The 19,559-nt window shown below is 38.1% G+C and carries 16 protein-coding genes and 9 tRNA genes; 18 read left to right on the top strand and 7 right to left on the bottom strand.

The features are described from left to right. Positions 1-273 precede the first annotated feature (273 nt). The 9 genes from ACR65M_RS23010 to ACR65M_RS22970 all read left to right on the top strand — a co-directional run bounded on the left by ACR65M_RS23010 (position 274) and on the right by ACR65M_RS22970 (position 1,120). A tRNA-Met gene (locus ACR65M_RS23010) sits at positions 274-350 on the top strand. 58 nt (positions 351-408) lie between these two features. Next, a tRNA-Asp gene (locus tag ACR65M_RS23005) sits at positions 409-484 on the top strand. 8 nt (positions 485-492) lie between these two features. Continuing rightward, positions 493-565, top strand: a tRNA-Phe gene (locus ACR65M_RS23000). Positions 566-591: 26 nt separating this feature from the next. Beyond that, positions 592-667: transfer RNA gene (locus ACR65M_RS22995), tRNA-His, on the top strand. A 10-nt stretch (positions 668-677) separates the two neighbouring features. Next, positions 678-751 (top strand) — tRNA-Gly (locus tag ACR65M_RS22990). A gap of 11 nt (positions 752-762) precedes the next feature. Next, positions 763-839, top strand: a tRNA-Ile gene (locus tag ACR65M_RS22985). Between the two features lie 11 nt (positions 840-850). After that, positions 851-925: transfer RNA gene (locus ACR65M_RS22980), tRNA-Asn, on the top strand. 5 nt (positions 926-930) lie between these two features. Further along, positions 931-1,021: transfer RNA gene (locus tag ACR65M_RS22975), tRNA-Ser, on the top strand. 27 nt (positions 1,022-1,048) lie between these two features. Then, positions 1,049-1,120 (top strand) — tRNA-Glu (locus ACR65M_RS22970). 103 nt (positions 1,121-1,223) lie between these two features. On the opposite strand, the gene ACR65M_RS22965 is transcribed toward ACR65M_RS22970, so the two are convergent. Both ACR65M_RS22965 and ACR65M_RS22960 read right to left on the bottom strand, forming a co-directional pair. Then, positions 1,224-1,412: a hypothetical protein gene (locus ACR65M_RS22965; protein WP_440274512.1), complete on the bottom strand. Its 189-nt coding sequence runs from the start codon at positions 1,410-1,412 to the stop codon at positions 1,224-1,226. Positions 1,413-1,444: 32 nt separating this feature from the next. Then, complete coding sequence (locus ACR65M_RS22960; protein ID WP_341330558.1) at positions 1,445-2,242, bottom strand: TIGR00266 family protein; 798 nt, start codon at positions 2,240-2,242, stop codon at positions 1,445-1,447. A 186-nt stretch (positions 2,243-2,428) separates the two neighbouring features. On the opposite strand from ACR65M_RS22960, the gene ACR65M_RS22955 reads away from it, so the two are divergent. Then, positions 2,429-4,840 (top strand): penicillin acylase family protein, encoded by a 2,412-nt coding sequence (locus ACR65M_RS22955; protein WP_341330559.1) that lies wholly within the window; start codon positions 2,429-2,431, stop codon positions 4,838-4,840. A gap of 39 nt (positions 4,841-4,879) precedes the next feature. Here ACR65M_RS22955 and ACR65M_RS22950 read toward each other — a convergent pair whose 3' ends face one another. Together ACR65M_RS22950 and ACR65M_RS22945 are read right to left on the bottom strand one after the other, a co-directional pair. Further along, positions 4,880-5,635 carry a TraR/DksA C4-type zinc finger protein gene (locus tag ACR65M_RS22950; protein ID WP_341330560.1) on the bottom strand — a complete coding sequence of 252 codons (756 nt, stop codon included), beginning with the start codon at positions 5,633-5,635 and terminating at the stop codon, positions 4,880-4,882. Between the two features lie 137 nt (positions 5,636-5,772). Continuing rightward, positions 5,773-6,708 (bottom strand): 1,4-dihydroxy-2-naphthoate polyprenyltransferase, encoded by a 936-nt coding sequence (locus ACR65M_RS22945; protein WP_440274511.1) that lies wholly within the window; start codon positions 6,706-6,708, stop codon positions 5,773-5,775. Positions 6,709-7,077: 369 nt separating this feature from the next. Here ACR65M_RS22945 and ACR65M_RS22940 point away from each other — a divergent pair, with 369 nt between their 5' ends. The 6 genes from ACR65M_RS22940 to menC all read left to right on the top strand — a co-directional run bounded on the left by ACR65M_RS22940 (position 7,078) and on the right by menC (position 14,815). Then, positions 7,078-8,469 (top strand): isochorismate synthase, encoded by a 1,392-nt coding sequence (locus ACR65M_RS22940; protein WP_341330562.1) that lies wholly within the window; start codon positions 7,078-7,080, stop codon positions 8,467-8,469. After that, positions 8,462-10,210 carry a 2-succinyl-5-enolpyruvyl-6-hydroxy-3-cyclohexene-1-carboxylic-acid synthase gene (gene menD / locus ACR65M_RS22935; RefSeq protein ID WP_341330563.1) on the top strand — a complete coding sequence of 583 codons (1,749 nt, stop codon included), beginning with the start codon at positions 8,462-8,464 and terminating at the stop codon, positions 10,208-10,210. Before ACR65M_RS22940 ends, menD begins: the two co-directional genes overlap by 8 nt. Before the next feature lie 2 nt (positions 10,211-10,212). Continuing rightward, positions 10,213-11,031: a 2-succinyl-6-hydroxy-2,4-cyclohexadiene-1-carboxylate synthase gene (menH, locus tag ACR65M_RS22930; protein WP_341330564.1), complete on the top strand. Its 819-nt coding sequence runs from the start codon at positions 10,213-10,215 to the stop codon at positions 11,029-11,031. 302 nt (positions 11,032-11,333) lie between these two features. After that, the gene (gene menB, locus ACR65M_RS22925; protein ID WP_099362260.1) at positions 11,334-12,155 is read left to right on the top strand and encodes a 1,4-dihydroxy-2-naphthoyl-CoA synthase; all 822 of its coding nucleotides are present in this window, start codon (positions 11,334-11,336) and stop codon (positions 12,153-12,155) included. A 79-nt stretch (positions 12,156-12,234) separates the two neighbouring features. Next, on the top strand, positions 12,235-13,713 hold the full coding sequence (locus ACR65M_RS22920) for an o-succinylbenzoate--CoA ligase (RefSeq protein WP_341330565.1): 1,479 nt from the start codon (positions 12,235-12,237) through the stop codon (positions 13,711-13,713). Beyond that, positions 13,709-14,815, top strand: coding sequence for an o-succinylbenzoate synthase (menC, locus tag ACR65M_RS22915; protein WP_341333501.1), 1,107 nt, complete (start codon positions 13,709-13,711; stop codon positions 14,813-14,815). The genes ACR65M_RS22920 and menC overlap by 5 nt, the downstream gene beginning before the upstream one ends. Positions 14,816-14,850: 35 nt before the next feature. Here the strand turns inward: menC and zupT are convergent, their stop codons facing one another. From zupT to ACR65M_RS22900, 3 genes are all read right to left on the bottom strand, one after another. After that, positions 14,851-15,660, bottom strand: coding sequence for a zinc transporter ZupT (gene zupT, locus ACR65M_RS22910; protein ID WP_341330566.1), 810 nt, complete (start codon positions 15,658-15,660; stop codon positions 14,851-14,853). Between the two features lie 235 nt (positions 15,661-15,895). Then, positions 15,896-16,054 (bottom strand): DUF1540 domain-containing protein, encoded by a 159-nt coding sequence (locus ACR65M_RS22905; RefSeq protein WP_121447331.1) that lies wholly within the window; start codon positions 16,052-16,054, stop codon positions 15,896-15,898. Positions 16,055-16,833: 779 nt separating this feature from the next. Beyond that, complete coding sequence (locus ACR65M_RS22900; protein WP_341330567.1) at positions 16,834-17,769, bottom strand: metal ABC transporter substrate-binding protein; 936 nt, start codon at positions 17,767-17,769, stop codon at positions 16,834-16,836. 221 nt (positions 17,770-17,990) lie between these two features. On the opposite strand from ACR65M_RS22900, the gene ACR65M_RS22895 reads away from it, so the two are divergent. Together ACR65M_RS22895 and ACR65M_RS22890 are read left to right on the top strand one after the other, a co-directional pair. After that, entirely contained in the window at positions 17,991-18,551 is a 561-nt protein-coding gene (locus ACR65M_RS22895) for a beta-class carbonic anhydrase (RefSeq protein ID WP_341330568.1), read from the top strand. Positions 18,552-18,619: 68 nt separating this feature from the next. Next, on the top strand, positions 18,620-19,459 hold the full coding sequence (locus ACR65M_RS22890) for a FixH family protein (RefSeq protein WP_440274510.1): 840 nt from the start codon (positions 18,620-18,622) through the stop codon (positions 19,457-19,459). The last annotated feature ends 100 nt before the right edge of the window (positions 19,460-19,559 follow it).

The raw sequence follows: 19,559 nt of genomic DNA, 5'->3' as shown, positions 1-19,559 counted from the left end.
GGCTGAAGGGATCGGTCTTGAAAACCGACAGGGGTGTTAAAGCCCGCGGGGGTTCGAATCCCTCTTCCTCCGCCATATTTTTTAACAAATATATGGTGTAAGAAAGTCATATTTTATAAACCTTCTATATATCGCTGGGTGGAGCAACGAGCGTTGCATCATCGATATACTGCGAGTTGTCCCGACGGACATGCTTCAAGAATAAGCTTGAAGAGGAAGGGGACAGTTATTTACTTGCATAGCGCATAACATAAACTTTATAAATTCTATTATCGCGGGGTGGAGCAGTCTGGTAGCTCGTCGGGCTCATAACCCGAAGGTCGTAGGTTCAAATCCTGCCCCCGCAACCAAAAAAAAGTGTTGACAAGCACAAGAAGTTATAGTAAAATAATTTTTGTTGTTAAAAATGGTCCCGTGGTGTAGCGGTTAACATGCCTGCCTGTCACGCAGGAGATCGCCGGTTCGATCCCGGTCGGGACCGCCATATGTAGTGGCTCAGTAGCTCAGTCGGTAGAGCAAAGGACTGAAAATCCTTGTGTCGGCGGTTCGATTCCGTCCTGAGCCACCTTTCTAATTTTATAAACTTTAATGGCGGCTGTGGCGAAGTGGTTAACGCATCGGATTGTGGTTCCGACATTCGTGGGTTCGATTCCCATCAGCCGCCCCATATAAAAAATGCGGGTGTAGTTTAATGGTAAAACCTCAGCCTTCCAAGCTGATGTCGTGAGTTCGATTCTCATCACCCGCTCCAATTTATACAATGGGCCTATAGCTCAGCTGGTTAGAGCGCACGCCTGATAAGCGTGAGGTCGATGGTTCGAGTCCATTTAGGCCCACCATATATAATTATTCCGCAGTAGCTCAGTGGTAGAGCTATCGGCTGTTAACCGATCGGTCGTAGGTTCGAATCCTACCTGCGGAGCCATTTTTGGGGAAGTACTCAAGTGGCTGAAGAGGCGCCCCTGCTAAGGGTGTAGGTCGCGTAAGCGGCGCGAGGGTTCAAATCCCTCCTTCTCCGCCATGTCGAATCATATAAATACTTTTTTCTGGCCCGTTGGTCAAGCGGTTAAGACACCGCCCTTTCACGGCGGTAACACGGGTTCGAATCCCGTACGGGTCATCAAACGTTATGAGAATTTCTCATGGCGTTTTTTTATTTTACTAGATTTCTAGTTTCTTATTTTTTTACGGTTACAAAAAGAAAAACACCTGTTGCCAGGTGCTTAATCTTGAGAAATGATATCATCTTCTATTTTCTTTGCGGGGTTGTCTAAATCTACATCTGAGAAGATTCCGGGTGATATTCCACGGAACATGTCAAATGCTAGAATTTTATCATCTGGGGCATCAAATAGTGGAGCATCGGGTTTTTTATTAACGTCTTCTTTACGTTTCATCTTCCACACCTCCATTTATTATCTTCCCAGTTATACTTATATTTATTCTATCTGTTATCACCGTTTAATAAATTTCCGATTCCTCCTAGAATACTTCCTTCACCTGTGCTTCCCCCATTTCTAGGTGCACTTGCGAAGATACGGTCTGCCATACGGCTAAATGGCAATGATTGTACCCAAACTGTTCCAGGGCCACGTACAGTTGCGTAGAATAAACCTTCACCACCAAAGAAAGCTGTTTTTATTTTCCCTACATATTCGATATTGTAATCTACTTCCTTCGTCATCCCAACTAAGCAGCCTGTGTCTATTCGAAGGATTTCACCAGGTTGGAGTTCTTTTTTATGTATGGTTCCACCTGCGTGTAAAAAGGCTAATCCATCTCCTTCTAATTTTTGCATGATGAAGCCCTCTCCACCGAAGAAACCAGTACCTAATTTGCGTTGAAAGTCTATTCCGACTGATACTCCTTTTGCTGCACATAAAAAAGAATCTTTTTGACAAATCACTTTTCCACCTAGCATGCTTAAATCAACCGGGATGATTTTTCCAGGATATGGGGCAGCAAACGAAACATGTTTTTTGCCCATATGGCTATTGGTAAAAACTGTCATAAAAAGACTCTCACCAGTAAGGACTCTTTTACCTGCACCAAACAGTTTACCTAATAAACCTCCACCTCCAGATTCTGAACCATCACCGAATATGGTTTCCATCGAGATTCCATCTTCCATCATCATCATGGCTCCTGCTTCCGCAATAACACTTTCACTCGGATCTAGCTCGATTTCAACAAATTGCATGTCATCTCCATATAGTTTGTATTCAATCTCATGAGCGTTCATTATACTCTTCCTTTCATTAAAAATGATATATAGAAATAATTCGTCATTTGCTTAGTATCTTCCTTTAAGCTTTTCACTAAGTATGAAAATAATGTCAGTCTATTGGAGATTTCAATGACAAAATGAAAATGAGATATTATAATATATTTAGAATTTTCTTGAAATAGTTAGTCTAAGGAGGAGTTTATGAGTTCAGAAGTCGCAGTAAAAAGACGTATTTGGCCCAGAAAGAAAAGATGGAGGGTTATTTTAGTATCAGGAATTATAATCATCCTCCTGCTTGTCGCAAGTATTTTGGCAGGCTATTTATTTTTGAGAAAGAGTTTACCAGAAATTGAAGGTACAATTAATGTTGCTGGTATTACTGATGAGGTTGAAGTGATTCGTGATCAAAATGGGGTTCCCCATATAAGTGCTAAAAACACTCACGATCTGTATTTTGCACAAGGATATGTAACGGCTCAGGACAGGTTATTTCAAATGGATCTAAGCCGTAGACAGGCATCAGGAGAGCTCAGTGAGGTAATTGGTAGCTCCCTAATTGAACAGGATAAATATTATAGAACTCTTGGCTTACGAAGAGCAGCTAAAATCTCGTACGATGGATACTCGACAGAAGCGAAAGGTGTCTTACAATCTTATGCAGATGGCGTAAATGCTTTTATTAAGGAAGCAAAGGAGAAGAATACATTACCCGTCGAATTTACTCTTGCCGGATATGAACCAACGGAGTGGAGTCCTATAGACTCACTCACGATAGGTAAGTATATGGCTTATGATTTAGGAGGTCATTATAAAGGTCAAGCCTTTCGTTATTACATGGCACAGCATGTGTCAGAAGAAAAACTACTTGAATTATTTCCTACATATCCTGAAGATGGGGCAACAGTTCTTCAAGTAATGAAAGAAAATCCTATTGATATTTCCAAAAGTATTGCACAAGCTCCTTTCCCAAATGAATTTAATGGGAGTAATAACTGGGTGGTTAGTGGAGAAAAATCTGAGTCAGGTATGCCGATTCTAGCGGATGATCCTCATTTAGCTTTGGCTACTCCGTCGATTTGGTATGAAACGCATTTACAAAATAATGAGGTAAACGTAAGTGGTGTCATTTTTGCAGGTGTTCCAGGAATTATATTAGGACGTAATGAACATATCGTCTGGGGAGTTACCAATGTAGGTCCTGATGTCCAGGATTTATATATTGAAAAAAGAAATCCAGAAAATCCAAATCAGTTTGAGTATATGGGGAAGTGGGAGGATGCAAGAATTATTGATGAACCAATAAAAGTGAAGGATGGAGAAACAATTCCTTATCAAGTTCAGGTAACAAGGCATGGTCCCATTATTTCAGAATTCACTCATGACCACAAGGAAGAAACTGCTTTAGCTTTAAGATGGACAGCTCTCGATCCTTCGACTGAACTTGAAGCGGTGTTGATGTTTAACAAGGCGAAGAGTTGGGATGAATTTAAAGAAGCTCTTACATATTTTCATACCCCTGCTCAAAATTTTGTTTTTGCAGCTACGGATGGAACCATTGCTTATCGAGCGAATGGGTTAATTCCTATTCGAAAAAAGGGAGATAGTTCGATACCTGTACCAGGTTGGACGGATGAATATGAGTGGGAGGGTTTTATTCCATGGGATGAACTTCCAACAATTGTGAACCCAGAGGAGGGGTTTATTTCTACGGCAAATAATAGAATTGTAACAGATGATTATCCATACCATATTACGAATACTTGGGCACAGCCATATCGTCAACAACGTATACGGGATGTTTTAACGAGTAAGAAGAAACTTTCGGTTGATGATATGCTTCAACTACAGTTTGACCAACATAATTTGCAGGCGGAGGAATTTGTACCGATTTTTCTTGATGTATTAACAAGCAATAAAGAAAAGCTAAGAGATATTGATAAAGAAGTCTTAAAGCGGTTTGAAGGATGGGACTCTGTAGATCGAAGAGAAGATGGAGAGCCTTTAGTCTTTCATAAATGGATGGAGGAATTCGCGAATGTTTTGTTTGAAGAATCCATTCCAATTGAAATTGATAACTTGTTTGAAGGTAAATCCCAAATTGTTGACCAAATGATTAGAAATGCTGCCAAAGGGGATGAAGGTGTATGGTTGAGTGAAGCTGGTGGTTTAGAGCAGGTAACTCTAGAGTCATTCAAGCGAGCTGTTGATTTTGCTGTCAAACAACAAGGGAAGCATCCGGGTAAATGGAAATGGGGTGAATTTCATAGGGTTCCTTTTAATCATCCGTTGTCGGCAATTTCTCCGTTAAACTATCTTTTTAATCATAATGAATTTGTTCCAATGGGTGGTAGTGGAGTATCGGTAGCTGCTGCAAGTTTCAATAGAAAATCAGGAGCTATAACACATGGAGCTGCATGGCGTTCCGTAATTGACCTATCAAACATGAAACAAAGCTATAATGTGGTAGGTCCAGGGCAATCTGGTCATGTTTTGAGCAAATTCTATCATGATCAAATTTCAGATTGGACAACAGGAAAATATCATATCACTCATACTTACAAAGAGAACTATATAATAAATAGTTATAGATTACTTTTACAACCAATAAAGTAAAAAAGTAAAGCAGTGGGGAATTTTCCACTGCTTTTAACCTTAATCCTGAGCTTCATCCTCTGTATAAGGTTCTTTTTCATAGGGAGGAAGGTCACCGAACATGGTCATGATTCCTTCTTCATCTAATACTTCCTCATATCGTTCATGCTGGTTGTTTGGATAGATGATTATTTCTTTCCCTTCAATATCTGTTGCAACAAAGTTTTCGTAGTCCTCTACATAACCTACATTTTCATCTGATTCAAGGAATACTTCATTATAACTATCAACTGGATCTGCAAGATCAGAAGGTGATTCAGATGTTCCATACTTAGCAACATCTTGCCATGAATCTTCAGCATCAAAGGATACATTATCTTCCTCATCAACAAACTTTCCAAACGGTGGCATTAGTACCCCTTCCTCAATCGGCCGATTATGAGAAACGACTTGGGTCGGGCTGTGCTCAACACAATAGGTTGTGGTAGGCATTGCTTCTAATCGATCAACAGGTATTTCCTTACCGCATTTTTCACATTTCCCGTATCTTCCTTCAGCAATTGCCTGTAAGGCGTAGTCAATGTCCTTTAGTTCTTTTTCAATATGCTCATTAAGTGCAATATCTTTTTCACGTTCATATAGCTCAGTTCCTTCATCCCCTGGATGGTTATCGTAAGAAGAGAGTTCCCCTACCGACCCATGGAAATGACCACGTTCTAAATCAAAATGATCGCTATCCGTTAATTGTTCTTCAACCTCTTTTTTTGCGTTTATCAACTGTGAACGGAAGGTTGATAATTGCTCATTTGATAACATGAAAAGCACTCCTTCCATAATGATTTCGTAACGAATCTTGTTATGTATTATTTACATAAACACGAAAATCATAAATGTAAAAAAGTGCTTGTATGAAAGAAGGCAAAAGAAAAAACACGATCGTAAAAATCGTGTTTTTAAAAGAAGTAACCAATAAAGATTCCAATTGATAATAAGAAACCAAAAAATGTATTTGTTTGGGCGGTTGCTTTCATTGCTGGCATCATTTGGATTGGCTCTGATTTTCCAATAAATCCAATTATCGCTTGAATAGCTTTTGGAACACTCACCAATACAAGTAGGCTCCACCAAGATGCTATTCCCATAAATGACAAAGCAATAATCCAAACATATGAAATAACAAACAATACCGCTAAGAACTTAATCGCATTTTCTCTTCCTAATAAAATCGGTAAGGTGCGACGTCCGTTCTGTTTGTCACCATCCAAATCACGAATATTGTTTGACATATTAATGGCACCAACAAGAATCATAATTGGAATTGAAATTAAAATACTTGTTGAAGTAACCGTACCCGTTTGGATGAAAAACGATATTAAAATAATGATCATACCCATAAAGAAACCAGCTGCAAGCTCTCCAAAAGGTGTCGATGAAATTGGGAATGGGCCACCAGTATAAAGATAACCAACAGACATACAAATAGTCCCTACTAACGCTAGCCACCAGCTACTATTCATACAAATATAAACACCTAAAAGTGTAGCAATCCCCATAAAGGCAAAAGCCAAGTTTAAGATTACTTTTGGCTTGACTCCATCTCTAACAATTGTCCCACCAATACCGACTGATTCAGCGGTATCTAGACCGCGTTTATAATCAAAATACTCATTAATCATATTAGTAGCTGCTTGAATGAGAAGACAAGCAAGTAACATTATTAAGAATAGTGCCATGTTTATAGAAGTATCTGAAAGTGCAAGAACTGTACCTAGGATAACTGGAACAAAGGATGCTGTTAGTGTATGTGGACGCATAAGTCTCCACCATACTTGAAACCCATTTGAAGGCTTTTTAGATAGCTTCTGATTTGACTGAAGTCCTGTATGCATTAAACTTCTCCTCTCCGTCATATCATGTATATCCAAAGTTCAGTTTAGTGAATTGGGCAAGTACTGTCAATGGTTTAATGTAACAAAAAAGTCATAATCATTCTTACCATGATTTAATCCCCAGACTAACATATCGTACAAAACGTAATAATAAGGAAGTAAGTGGTCATTGTACGGTTACATATGGTAGAATCAAGTTTGTTGACAACTATTCATAAAGAGGTATATTGTAGCACTTGATTCATTAACCCAAAAGTATCGGGATTATAATACTAAGGGTAAATACGTGTTAATGATATACTATAATCAAATACTATTTCTAAAGTAAAATTTATTACAGGAAACACTTCGGGGGGATATAAGTTGGTCATGATACAACAAAAAGGATTGAAAGATTACATAGAGAAAGGAATGTTTCGTTCAAAGGAGCTTTCAAAGCCGATACTTGTAAGTCAGGTTAGAGAGATTGAGAACATAGACCCCCTATTGTTCTTTTCTACTGGGAAAAAAGAAACTTATAAAACGCGATGTTTCTGGTCCAATCCAACAAATGATACGGTAATAGTTGGACTTGGAGAAGCTTATACCATTAGCGATAATGAGTCTACAGAACGTTTTGTTACAATAGAAGAGGAGTGGAAAAAACTCGTTCACAACGCAATTATAGTGGATGACTTTGCACCATATTCTACAGGTCCAATAATAATGGGAGGTTTTTCATTCGATCCATTAAAAAAGAGAACAGATCTGTGGGATCATTTTGATGATGCAAAATTTGTTTTGCCTGCGTTTATGCTTTCAATATATAAAGGAAGTACTTACTTAACTACAAATATAATTTGTGAACCTACAGGTACAACATTTGTTGAATCTGATTTAGAACAATTAGAAGAACAGCTTGAGGGAAATCACAAAGAGCTCATAAACACTTCTTTTACAAAAGAAGAAGTCCAACCAAAGGAATGGATGGAATCTGTTCGAAATGCAACTAAAAAGGTACAATCCGGCGAGGTTGAAAAGGTTGTACTAGCAAGAGAAATTAAACTACATTTTGATAAGCCAATTGAAACGGATGCCATTTTAGAACGTTTAAAAGAAGAACAACCAATGAGTTATTTATTTGCAATCGAGTATGGCGATTCATGTTTTATTGGAGCTTCACCAGAGCGTCTTATAAAGAAAAAAGGTGGAGAATTTTTAACAACTTGCTTAGCAGGTTCGATACGACGTGGTAAAACTCCTTCTGAAGACGAACAATTGGCAAATGAATTACTTAGTGACCGGAAAAATCTATACGAACATGATGTGGTTGTACAAATGATTAAAAATGCGATGAAAGAATCTTGTATACGCATTTCTTCACCAACACAACCTGATATCTTAAAAATGCGAGATATTCAACATTTATACACACCTGTAAGAGGAGTAGCAAAAGAAAATGTGTCATTACTTACTGTTGTAGATCGACTACATCCAACTCCAGCGCTTGGAGGACAACCTAAACAAAAAGCATATGAAATAATTCGTGAGCTTGAGATTCTTGACCGTGGTTGGTATGGAAGCCCAGTTGGTTGGTTAGATACAAAAGATAATGGAGAATTTGCCGTTGCCATTCGTTCTGGATTAATAAATAGCAACAATGTATCCTTATTTGCTGGATGTGGAATTGTAGGCGATTCAGAACCAGAAAGTGAATATACAGAAACAATGATTAAGTTTAGACCGATGCTATCCGCACTAGGAGGCTTAGACAATGAATAATGAAGCATTAACTCGGTATGTAGCATCATTTGTTGATGAATTAGTCCAAGTGGGTGTCACAGAGGCCATTGTGAGCCCCGGCTCCCGCTCTACCCCGATGGCAATATTAATGGCTGAACATCCTGATATGAATGTTACAATCAATATTGATGAACGATCATCCGCTTTTTATGCGCTTGGTGTAGCTAAAGCAACTAAAAAGCCTGTAGCGATACTTTGTACTTCTGGGACTGCAGCAGCCAATTATTTTCCGGCTATTGTGGAGGCCTATTATTCAAGAGTACCGCTTATTGTCCTGACAGCGGACCGACCACATGAATTGCGCGATATTGGTGCACCGCAAGCTATAGATCAGAACCAGTTATATGGGAACCATGCGAAATGGTTTGTAGAAATGGCTCTACCTGAAGATTCCGCTCAAATGTTGGCTTATGTCAGAACTATGGCAGGAAGAGCAGCGGGTACAGCACAATCAGCTCCCGCAGGACCTGTCCATCTAAACTTCCCTTTTCGTGAGCCGCTGGTTCCAAACCTCGATCTTGATTATTTATGGGGTTCAAGGAACATTGCTAAAAAAAATGTAAACGTCGTTGTTGGTAAACCGACAATGGACGAGGAACAAGCTCAGTTGATAAGTGATGTAGTCAATGAAAAACTGAGAGGGATTATTGTTTGTGGTTCACATGATAATTCTGAGTTTGGACATGCTGTAGCTAATCTAGCAGAAACTCTTCAATTTCCAATACTTGCTGACCCACTATCCCAACTGAGAAGTGGAACACACTCTAAATCATACATAATTGATGGGTATGATGCTTTTTTACGAAACGAAGAGTTCGGAGAAGCTTTCTCACCAGACATCATTATTCGTTTTGGAGCAATGCCCGTTTCTAAGTCACTTCTGCAGTATATTCAAAAACAAAAAAGCACGCCACAAATCATTGTGGATGGGGACGGTGGATGGAGAGATCCTACTTTATCAGCAACCGATATGGTTTACTGTGATGAAATAGAGTTCTGTCATTCGATTACGAAACGAATTCAGAAACGTAGTAATAATGGTTGGATAAGCTCTTGGATTAAAATAAATGATATAGTGAAAGAGAATATCAACGCAGTATACCAGGAAGAAACCTTATTTGAAGGGAAGGTATTTACTGAACTTCAAGAAATCCTGCCGAATGGTTCTACTTTATTTGTTGGAAACAGTATGCCAATCAGAGACCTTGACACTTTCTTTACGAATAATGAAAAGTCAATTCATGTACTAGGAAATCGAGGAGCCAATGGAATTGATGGACTTGTTTCTACGGCGATGGGCATTAGTTCGCAAAATGAGCATACTGTTTTAGTGATTGGGGATCTTTCTTTCTATCATGATTTAAATGGATTATTAGCAGCAAAACATCATCATTTAAATAATACGATTGTGTTAATTAACAATGACGGTGGCGGAATATTTTCTTTCTTGCCACAATCACAGGAAGAAAAGCACTTTGAAACACTGTTTGGTACGCCAATCGGGCTTAATTATGAACATGCCGTAAAAATGTATGGCGGGAAATTTACTAGTGTTGAGAATTGGGCGGAATTCCGAAAAGCCATATCTGCTTCATTAAATGGGAATGGTCTTCATGTTGTAGAAGTAAAAACGGACCGCCAAGAAAATGTCATGATTCATCGAAAAATGTGGAATAATGTTTCCCAGGAAATAAAAGACGTTCTCAAAAAGGAACAATAACTATGTTTATTTCATCAAACGGGGTTACTTATCATGTGCAGGTGATGGGAGAAGGGGAACCGATAGTTTTCCTTCATGGTTTTACAGGTAATATAGCAACCTGGAGTAATGCCACCGAGACACTTCGTTACAGTTATAAATGTATTTTTATTGATATAATCGGACATGGAGAGACAGATAGTCCTGATGACTCATCAAGATATCATATAGAAACTGTTGCAAAAGATATCATTCATATTCTTGATGTCTTAGCTATCCCCAGAACTAATATAGTTGGCTACTCCATGGGAGGAAGGCTAGCATTGGCTATCTCTATTCTTTTTTCAACTAGAATAATTAGACTTGTTCTAGAGAGCAGTTCTCCAGGGTTAAGAACAGTGGAAGAAAGAGTTGCCCGCAGAAAATCAGATGAGAAACTGGCTAATCGGATTAACCAAGAGGGAGTCCAAGGTTTTGTTGATTATTGGGAGAAGATCCCTTTGTTCTCTTCGCAACAGGCCCTAACGAAAGATATTCAACAAGAAATACGCCAACAACGTCTTAACAATAATCCAGTCGGTTTAGTTAATAGTCTTAAAGGAATGGGGACTGGTTCACAACCCTCATACTGGGATAGACTAAATGAGCTAAACCTACCCACTTTATTACTTTGTGGAGTGCTTGACCAAAAATTTTGCAGGATAGCAGAAGAGATGAGCTTAAGCATTCAAAATGCAAAAGTGGAGAAAATAGTAGATACTGGACATGCAATTCATGTGGAACAACCATATTTTTTTGGTAAAATAATAAATGAGTTTGTTTCTGATCATTTTTCTCAATGATCAAAATTATATACAAACCTATACATAAAAGTGTGTGTTCAAAAAGGTGATAAAAAGGACCACGTCGACGAAGGCGCCATGTCCTGTGGCAACGCCGACGCTAGCACATCCTGTGCGTCGAAAGTTCGAGGCAGTGCAGCTTTAAGTAGCAGAGCGTATGCTGTTAATACGTGAGCAGATGATTTTGCACGCCGGAAAAGTAGTTTTCTTTTTACAAGGAACTGAAAAGAAAGCCAACGAAGAAATTCGATGTGTCATTTTTACCGGACATTTTTGAACATCCTTAAAAGGAGGACAAGCTAATGGCTGCAGTTGAATGGGTTGCAGAACGTAAGTATGATGAAATTTTATATGAAACATATAATGGTATTGCAAAGATCACCATTAACAGACCACATGTTAGAAATGCATTTACGCCGAAAACAGTGGCAGAAATGATTGATGCTTTTGCTTATGCCAGAGATGATTCAAACATTGGTGTTATTGTTCTAGCTGGTGCGGGAGATGAAGCATTCTGTTCTGGTGGAGATCAGAAGGTTCGAGGGCATGGTGGATATGTTGGAGACGACCAAATACCACGATTAAATGTTCTTGATTTACAACGTTTAATCCGTGTAATTCCAAAGCCAGTTATCGCTATGGTATCTGGTTATGCAATCGGTGGAGGACATGTACTGCATGTTGTATGTGACTTGACTATTGCAGCGGATAACGCTATTTTTGGACAAACTGGTCCGAAGGTTGGAAGCTTTGATGCAGGTTATGGTTCTGGATATCTTGCACGCATCATTGGTCATAAAAAGGCACGTGAAATTTGGTTCCTTTGCCGTCAATATAATGCTCAAGAGGCATTAGACATGGGTCTTGTGAACACAGTTGTTCCATTAGAGCAACTTGAAGAAGAAACAATTAAGTGGTGTGAAGAAATTCTTGAAAAGAGTCCAACAGCTCTTCGTTTCTTAAAAGCAGCAATGAATGCTGATACAGATGGCTTAGCAGGTCTACAACAAATGGCTGGCGATGCTACTCTTCTATACTACACAACAGATGAAGCGAAGGAAGGCCGTGACGCATTTAAAGAAAAGCGCATGCCAGACTTTAAGCAATTCCCTCGTTTCCCTTAATGTTCAGTTCTCAGCTTGATGAAGACCTCATCAAGCTGTTTTTGCATTTTTATTACAAACATAAGAGGATTTGAAAAAAATGAATTCAACAGAAATACTAAATTGGCTGAAACAGCGAGCGTTTTTAACGCCAAATCGAATTGCTATAAAAACTGAAAATAAAGAGATATCATTTTTGACTTTACATAAAAATGTGCTGAAAAGGGCTAACCAACTCACATATGCAGGAGTACAAAAGGAAGACGTTGTGGCTGTTCTTCTTGGAAACAATGTTGAAATGGTTGAAGTGATTCATGCACTGAAATATATTGGTGCAGTTACAGTCCTATTGAATATAAAATTAACAAGTAGTGAGCTAGAATTTCAATTGAGTGATGCTGGAACAAAAATGCTGCTAACGCAAGAGCCTTATCTTGAGAAAGTAGCTCATCTAAATATTAAAAACATATCATTAAATGAACTTCATGAGCTTCCTGAGAAAGACTGTAAGATTCAAGAGTATTTCTCTTTAGAACAGGCTGATACAATTATGTACACATCGGGAACGACTGGAAAACCAAAGGGCGTTATTCATACATATGGAAACCATTGGTGGAGTGCGATTGGCTCCAGTTTAAATTTAGGACTGCACCAGGATGATTGCTGGTTACTTACTGTTCCGATGTTTCATATTAGTGGGTTATCAATTTTGTATCGAAGTGTCATTTACGGAATACCAGCTGTGATTCACGAAAAATTCGATCCGAAAAAAGCAAATGATGCTATTAAGTATCAAGGTGTTACCATCATGTCGGCAGTGAGTGTCATGCTAACAAGGATGATTAAAGAATTAGGGGATGAGCGCTACCCTGATCAGTTTAGATGTATGCTTCTTGGAGGTGGACCTGCACCAAAACCTTTATTAGAGGATTGTATTGCACATAATATTCCTGTTTTCCAGACTTATGGTCTGACTGAAACAGCATCACAGGTTGTTACGCTAGCACCTGAGTATAGTATTTCTAAGTTAGGTTCAGCAGGTAAACCACTTTTTCCAGTGCAAATCAAAATTGATAATAATGGTACACCTACACGTCCAAATGAAGTAGGAGAGATCGTTGTAAAAGCACCCAACGTGACAAAAGGCTATTTAAATCGAATTGATGCTACGATGACTTCAATAGTCGATGGCTGGCTATATACCGGTGACATTGGATACTTAGATGAGGAAGGGTTCTTATTTGTGTTAGATCGCCGGTCTGATTTAATTATTTCAGGCGGAGAAAATATTTATCCTGCTGAACTTGAGGCGGTTCTGTTGTCACACCCTAACATTTTAGAAGCGGGTGTTACAGGAGTGGATGATGAAAAGTGGGGACAGGCGCCTGCTGCTTTCGTCATAAAAGAAGAAGGAAGTAACCTACATGAAAATGAAATCATTGCTTTTTGCCATGAACAACTTGCTCGTTATAAAGTTCCAAAATCAATCTATTTTGTTGATGCCCTACCAAGAAATGCATCCAATAAACTTATGAGAAGAAAATTAATTGATTTAATAAAGGATGAGAAAAATGATTAAGGTGAAAAAGGTAACCCTCCATCTCATAGAACAAAGTTTGCTCTCACCGTTTGTAACAAGTATGGGAAAGGTTGATACAAGAGAGAGTATTCTTGTTGAAATGGAGGATGTAGAAGGTGTCGTTGGTTGGGGAGAAGTCGTTGCCTTTTCATCACCTTGGTATACAGAAGAGACGATTAAAACTAGTTGGCATATACTTGTCGATTATCTAGTCCCGCAAATTTTAAAAGAAGAGGTTGAGCATCCTCAGCAACTGCAGGAATGTTTTAAATTTGTAAAAAGAAATAATATGGCGAAAGCTAGCATCGACATGGCTATGTGGGACTTATATTCAAAAAAACAAGGAATTTCTCTTTCTAAAGCGATCGGCGGAACAAGGGATTCTATAGATTCGGGAGTAGTTGTAAGTATTAATTCAATTGAGGATGTATTACATAAAATTCAGGAGCATGTGAATACAGGCTATAAACGGGTAAAAATAAAAATTAAGCCTGGACAAGACTATGAGCTTCTAAAAGAAATTAGACGGGAATTTCCTAACCTCCCTCTAATGGTGGATGCGAATTCGGCATATTGTTTAGCGGATACTGACAAACTTAAAGCATTAGATGAGTTTAAGTTGTTGATGGTTGAACAGCCATTAGCGGAGGATGATATTTTTGATCACGCAAAGCTACAAGAAATACTTTCAACACCTATATGTTTGGATGAAAGCATTACATCAGCAGAGGATGCCCGTAAGGCAATTGAAATGGGGAGCTGCCGAGTGATGAATATCAAAATTGGGAGAGTGGGTGGAATCACTGAGTCAATTAAAATCCATGATATTTGTGAGTCCCATCAAATCCCCGTCTGGTGTGGAGGGATGCTTGAAACCGGAATTTCAAGAGCACATAATATTGCTTTAGCTAGCCTACCAAACTTCACAATTCCTGGTGATATTTCTGCGTCCTCAAGATATTGGTCAAGAGATGTCATTATTCCGGAAGTTACTGTAGAAAACGGCCGAATTGCCGTTCCAGATGAACCAGGAATTGGATATAAGGTAGATTACGAATGGATTCAGCATATCACGAAAGAGAAAAAGGTAATGCAATGTTAACTTTATTCAGCTCGGGTTGGACCCAGCTGAATAAGTTAGATAAATAGCAGTAAACTTAACGCCATAACAGCCATACCTGCAATTAATCCATAAATGGATAAATGTCCACTATCATAACGTTTAGAAGCAGGAAGTAATTCATCAAGAGAAATAAACACCATAATTCCTGCTACCGCAGCGAAGATTATCCCAAACATGATATCATTTAAAAATGGCATCAGAATTAAGAAAGCAACAACGGCCCCAACAGGTTCAGCCAAACCGGAAAGAAACGAGAGCTTAAAGGCTCTTTTTTTATCTCCTGTTGCAAAATAGACCGGAACAGCAACAGCGATTCCTTCAGGTATATTGTGAATTGCTACTGCTACTGCGATTGCGATACCTAGGCCCGGATCTTGAAGAGCTGAAGTAAAGGTGGCAATACCTTCAGGGAAATTGTGAATGCCAATAGCGAGAGCTGTAAATGTTCCCATTTTTAATAATTTATCTTCTTCTAATTTGGAAGAAGATAAATTCATGTCCTCCACCTTTTTTACCTCATGAGGGTTACTACTCTCAGGGACAAATTTATCAATTAAAGCAATTAAAAACATTCCCCCAAAAAATCCTGCAACTGTCATCCAGTTCCCAAGTTCATTTCCAAGTGCAGACGTTAGTGCAACTTTTGCTTTAACAAAGATCTCAATCATGGACACATAGATCATGACACCTGCTGAGAAACCGAGTGTCCAAGATAGAAATTTGGTATTCGTTCTGGACGTAAAGAGAGCTATTAAGCTTCCTATACCGGTTGCGAGGCCAGCAAATAAAGTTAAACCAAAAGCGAGTAAAAGATTTTCATACATCGCTTATTCTCCTCTCAAGCTTCTAATTTATTTCTGTGTATTTTGTCTTAATGAATAAATGTTTCCTTAGTGCAACTTTTAAAAGTATCATATGTTTATTTTTAAATTTTGTCAATTATTTTATTTTAAAAAATTCGACATGTTATAAGGATTATGCAAATTTGGGAGGATTTGTTTCAGCTATTTAAAAATATAAAAAAGACAGCTGAGTTAATCAGCTGTCATGTTCATATTTCTATAAATCACTTGGTATGAAAGTTTTACAATCTGTTTCGGTTTGTTCTGATGCAGTTTTCCCTGAGTGACTCACAACATAAATCGCATCAGCACTACATTTATTGCCGTTTGCCCAATAATGACAGTTTTTAACTTCACATAATACATCTTGTGCCATTTTACTACACCTCTTTCTTAGGAATGTGGCCTAGCATCCTTTATGTTCTCCAAGTGAAGAAATACAGATAACAAGCAACATATCCCAAGGGTGGTAATTAAATTAGCGCCTTCCGTTTTAAATTGAAAAAGGACCAATTATCAATAACAAATTTAACTACTATGTAAAAATTAAGGAAGTCTTCGAAGTCTTCGGCCAGGGAATGCAAAATCAGTGTAGTTCCTGAAGTCGGAGTATCTTTGGACAAGGAGATGGTAAATCAGTGAAATTGTGTCTGAAGTTGAAGTATCTTTGGACAAGGGGATGGAAAATCAGTACGGTTGTGTCTGAAGTTGGAGTATTTTCGGACAAGGGAATACAAAATCAGTGAAGTTGTGTCTGAAGTCGGAGTATCTTCGGACAAGGTAACTCAAAATTAGTACGGTTGTGTCTGAAGTTGGAGCATGTTCGGACAAGGAAACGCAAAATCATCGCGGTTGTGTCTGAAGTTGGAGCATGTTCGGACAAAGGAATACAAAATCAGTGAAGTTGTGTCTGAAGTAGGAGTATCTTCGGACAAGGGAATGCAAAATCAGTGGAGTTGTGACTGAAGTAGAAGAATCTTCGGACAAGGAAACGCAAACTCATCGCGAATGTGTCTGAAGTTGAATTATCTTCAGACAAATAAAAGTAAAATCATATCGGTTATGTATAAAAAAGCGTGAATTCATATGTGAATTCACGCTAAAAATGTCTTGTGATTTACTATTTTGCAGTACACTGAATTGGTAACTATTAAGTTAATTTAAAGCCTTTTTTAATGTAGCTAGATTTTGTTTCATTAAGCTAAAATAATCTTTGTTGTCTTCGATTTCTTTTTCAGTTAATGCCTCCAAATTATGAAGGGTTAAGCTTTTTGTACCTGTTTCTTTTTGAACGGTTTCTGCGATCTTTGACGATATATTCTGCTCAAATAAAATATATTCAAGATTTTGTTTCTTCACAGATTCAATAATATTTTTCAATTCTTTTTGAGATGGTTCATTGGAAGGGGAAAAGCCAGTAATACTTATTTGCTTTATTCCATAACGAGCTTCCCAGTATCCGTAAGCCGAATGGGCAACTAGAATTTCTTTACGTTTTGCAGAATTGGCCACTTCCATAAATTCTGTGTTTAATTCTTCCAATTGAGCTTTTAATATGTTGAAATTTTCTTCATATACATCTTTATTAGAAGGATTTAACTCAGTTAGAGCATTTTTAATATTTTCAGCAATCTGTATGGAGTAGACTGGATCTAACCATATATGGGGATCAATATCTCCGTGTTGATGATCTTCTTCATCGTGATGGTGAGAATCATCTTCCAAACTCATGAATTCTATTCCAGATCCTGCTTCAATTAATGCGACATCTTCCTTTTTGAGTGTTTTTTTTGCTGAAGCTACAAAAGCCTCAACACCAATCCCAGTGTAAATAAATGCATCAGCACTTGCGATGCTTGTCATGTCCCTAGGAGTGGGTTCAAATGTGTGGGCATCAGCACCCGGCGGATAAACACTATTAACAATGACATCTTCGCCACCTATTTTTTTTGTAAAGTCTGTTAAAGGAAATACGGTTGTATATATCGTAAGCTTCCCTTCTTCATCTGATGATTTATTTTGATCTGCTCCACAAGCTGCTAGTATGCCGATTGCGAGTAAGAGCATGATATATCCTTTGATTTTTTTCATAAACTTTCTCCTCTCAAGTACCCAAAATGGTGCCTGTTTGAAATCCTTTCATATTATATCGTAATTATTCCGATTTGAGAACAAAAAACTTTTTTAAGGGGAACGATGTTCTATTAGTATCTCTGGTAGACACAAGAACTTGTGAGTAATAATAAAAATATTATCTAAAAGGACAAGTTTTTGATAAAATATAATGAAATAAAGAGTGAAGGGTGAAAAGTATGTCACTACTGGATAATATCCTAGAATATAACAAAGAGTTTGTTGAAACCAAAGAATACGAAAAATACCAAACGACAAAGCTTCCAGATAAAAGAATGGTTATTGTAACCTGTATGGATACACGACTCATTGAGCTGCTTCCAAAAGCAATGAACATGAAAAATGGAGATGTGAAAATTTTAAAGGTAGCTGGTGCGGTTGTTTCACATCCTTTTGGTAGTGTAATGAGAAGTATTTTAGTTGCCGTGTATGATTTAAATGCGGACGAGGTTTGTATTGTCGGTCATCATGATTGTGGTATGAGTGCACTAAACTCAGATGCGATTTTACAAAAAATAAAAAACAGAGGGGTTACTCAAGCGAGAATTGATACATTAAAGTACTCTGGAATTGATCTTGATAAATGGTTTAAAGGTTTTAGCAGTGTAGAAGATAGTGTTCGACACAGTGTTGAAATGGTCGAAAACCATCCACTTCTTCCAGTGGAAGTTCCTGTTCATGGTCTTGTTATTAATCCTGAAACTGGTAAACTGGATGTTGTAGTTAACGGGTATAAATAAGATGAAAAGAGGTCATATGGCCTCTTTTTTCATGGTTAGAGGTTAAAGTTACGTTAATATTGGTTATTATGGGTAATGAATGTCATAAAAAAGACACAGGAATAAATGGTCGTTTGTTGTACCATGTAGTTGAGGTGAAAGAAATGAAAAATATAGGTCTTTTTCTCTTTTTGGCTGCAATCATCATGCTTGCAGCATGTAATAATGAGACAGAAAAGAAAAATACGAATACGACAGAATTAGTCCCAATTGCAGTTGATTTAAAGCTCGATCCTGAAAAAATAAATCCAGGTGAAGAAGTAACCTTGCATGCAACTGTAACTCAAGGGGAAGAAACAGTCGAAGATGCAGATGAAGTTCAATTTGAAATTGCGCAAAAAGGCAGTGAAGAAAGCGAATTTCTAGATGGGGAGCATACTTCTGATGGTGAATATACGGCTGTTAAAACGTTTGAACAGGACGGGATTTATTTTGTGACAGCACATGTAACGGCGAGAAGCATGCATACCATGCCAAAGGTTGAAGTGGTAATTGGAAACCCTAGTGTAACAGAAGAGTCAGCAGATGAACCTGCGGAACATGGAGATCACCATGGAAATGAACATCATCATGGAAGTGGAGATGTTTCAATCGACTTCCCACTAGAGACTGAATATCCTGTAGGAAAATCATCTACATTACATGTCTCTTTTGAAGAGTCAGGAGCACCGTTGACAGATGCAAAAGTTCGGTTTGAGGTTTGGAAAGATGGCGCTGAGAAACATGAGTTTATAGATGCAAATGAAACCGAAAATGGTGTCTATCAATCAGATTTTACATTCACTGAATCCGGGAATTATAATATTCAAGTTCACATCGAAAAAGGAGAGATCCACGAGCATCTTGAAAAGACAACAAACGTAAAATAAAAAAAGGAAGGTAGCATTAATGTTTATGTGGACTAACCTAAAATAGTGAGACAATATAAAACACCTCCAAAATGGCAATACTTGAGATAAGTATTGTGAC

This window comes from Ferdinandcohnia sp. SAFN-114, from assembly GCF_059415045.1.
The sequence above is the reverse complement of the archived record's forward strand: the minus strand, read 5'-3'. Positions and strand labels throughout refer to the sequence as shown.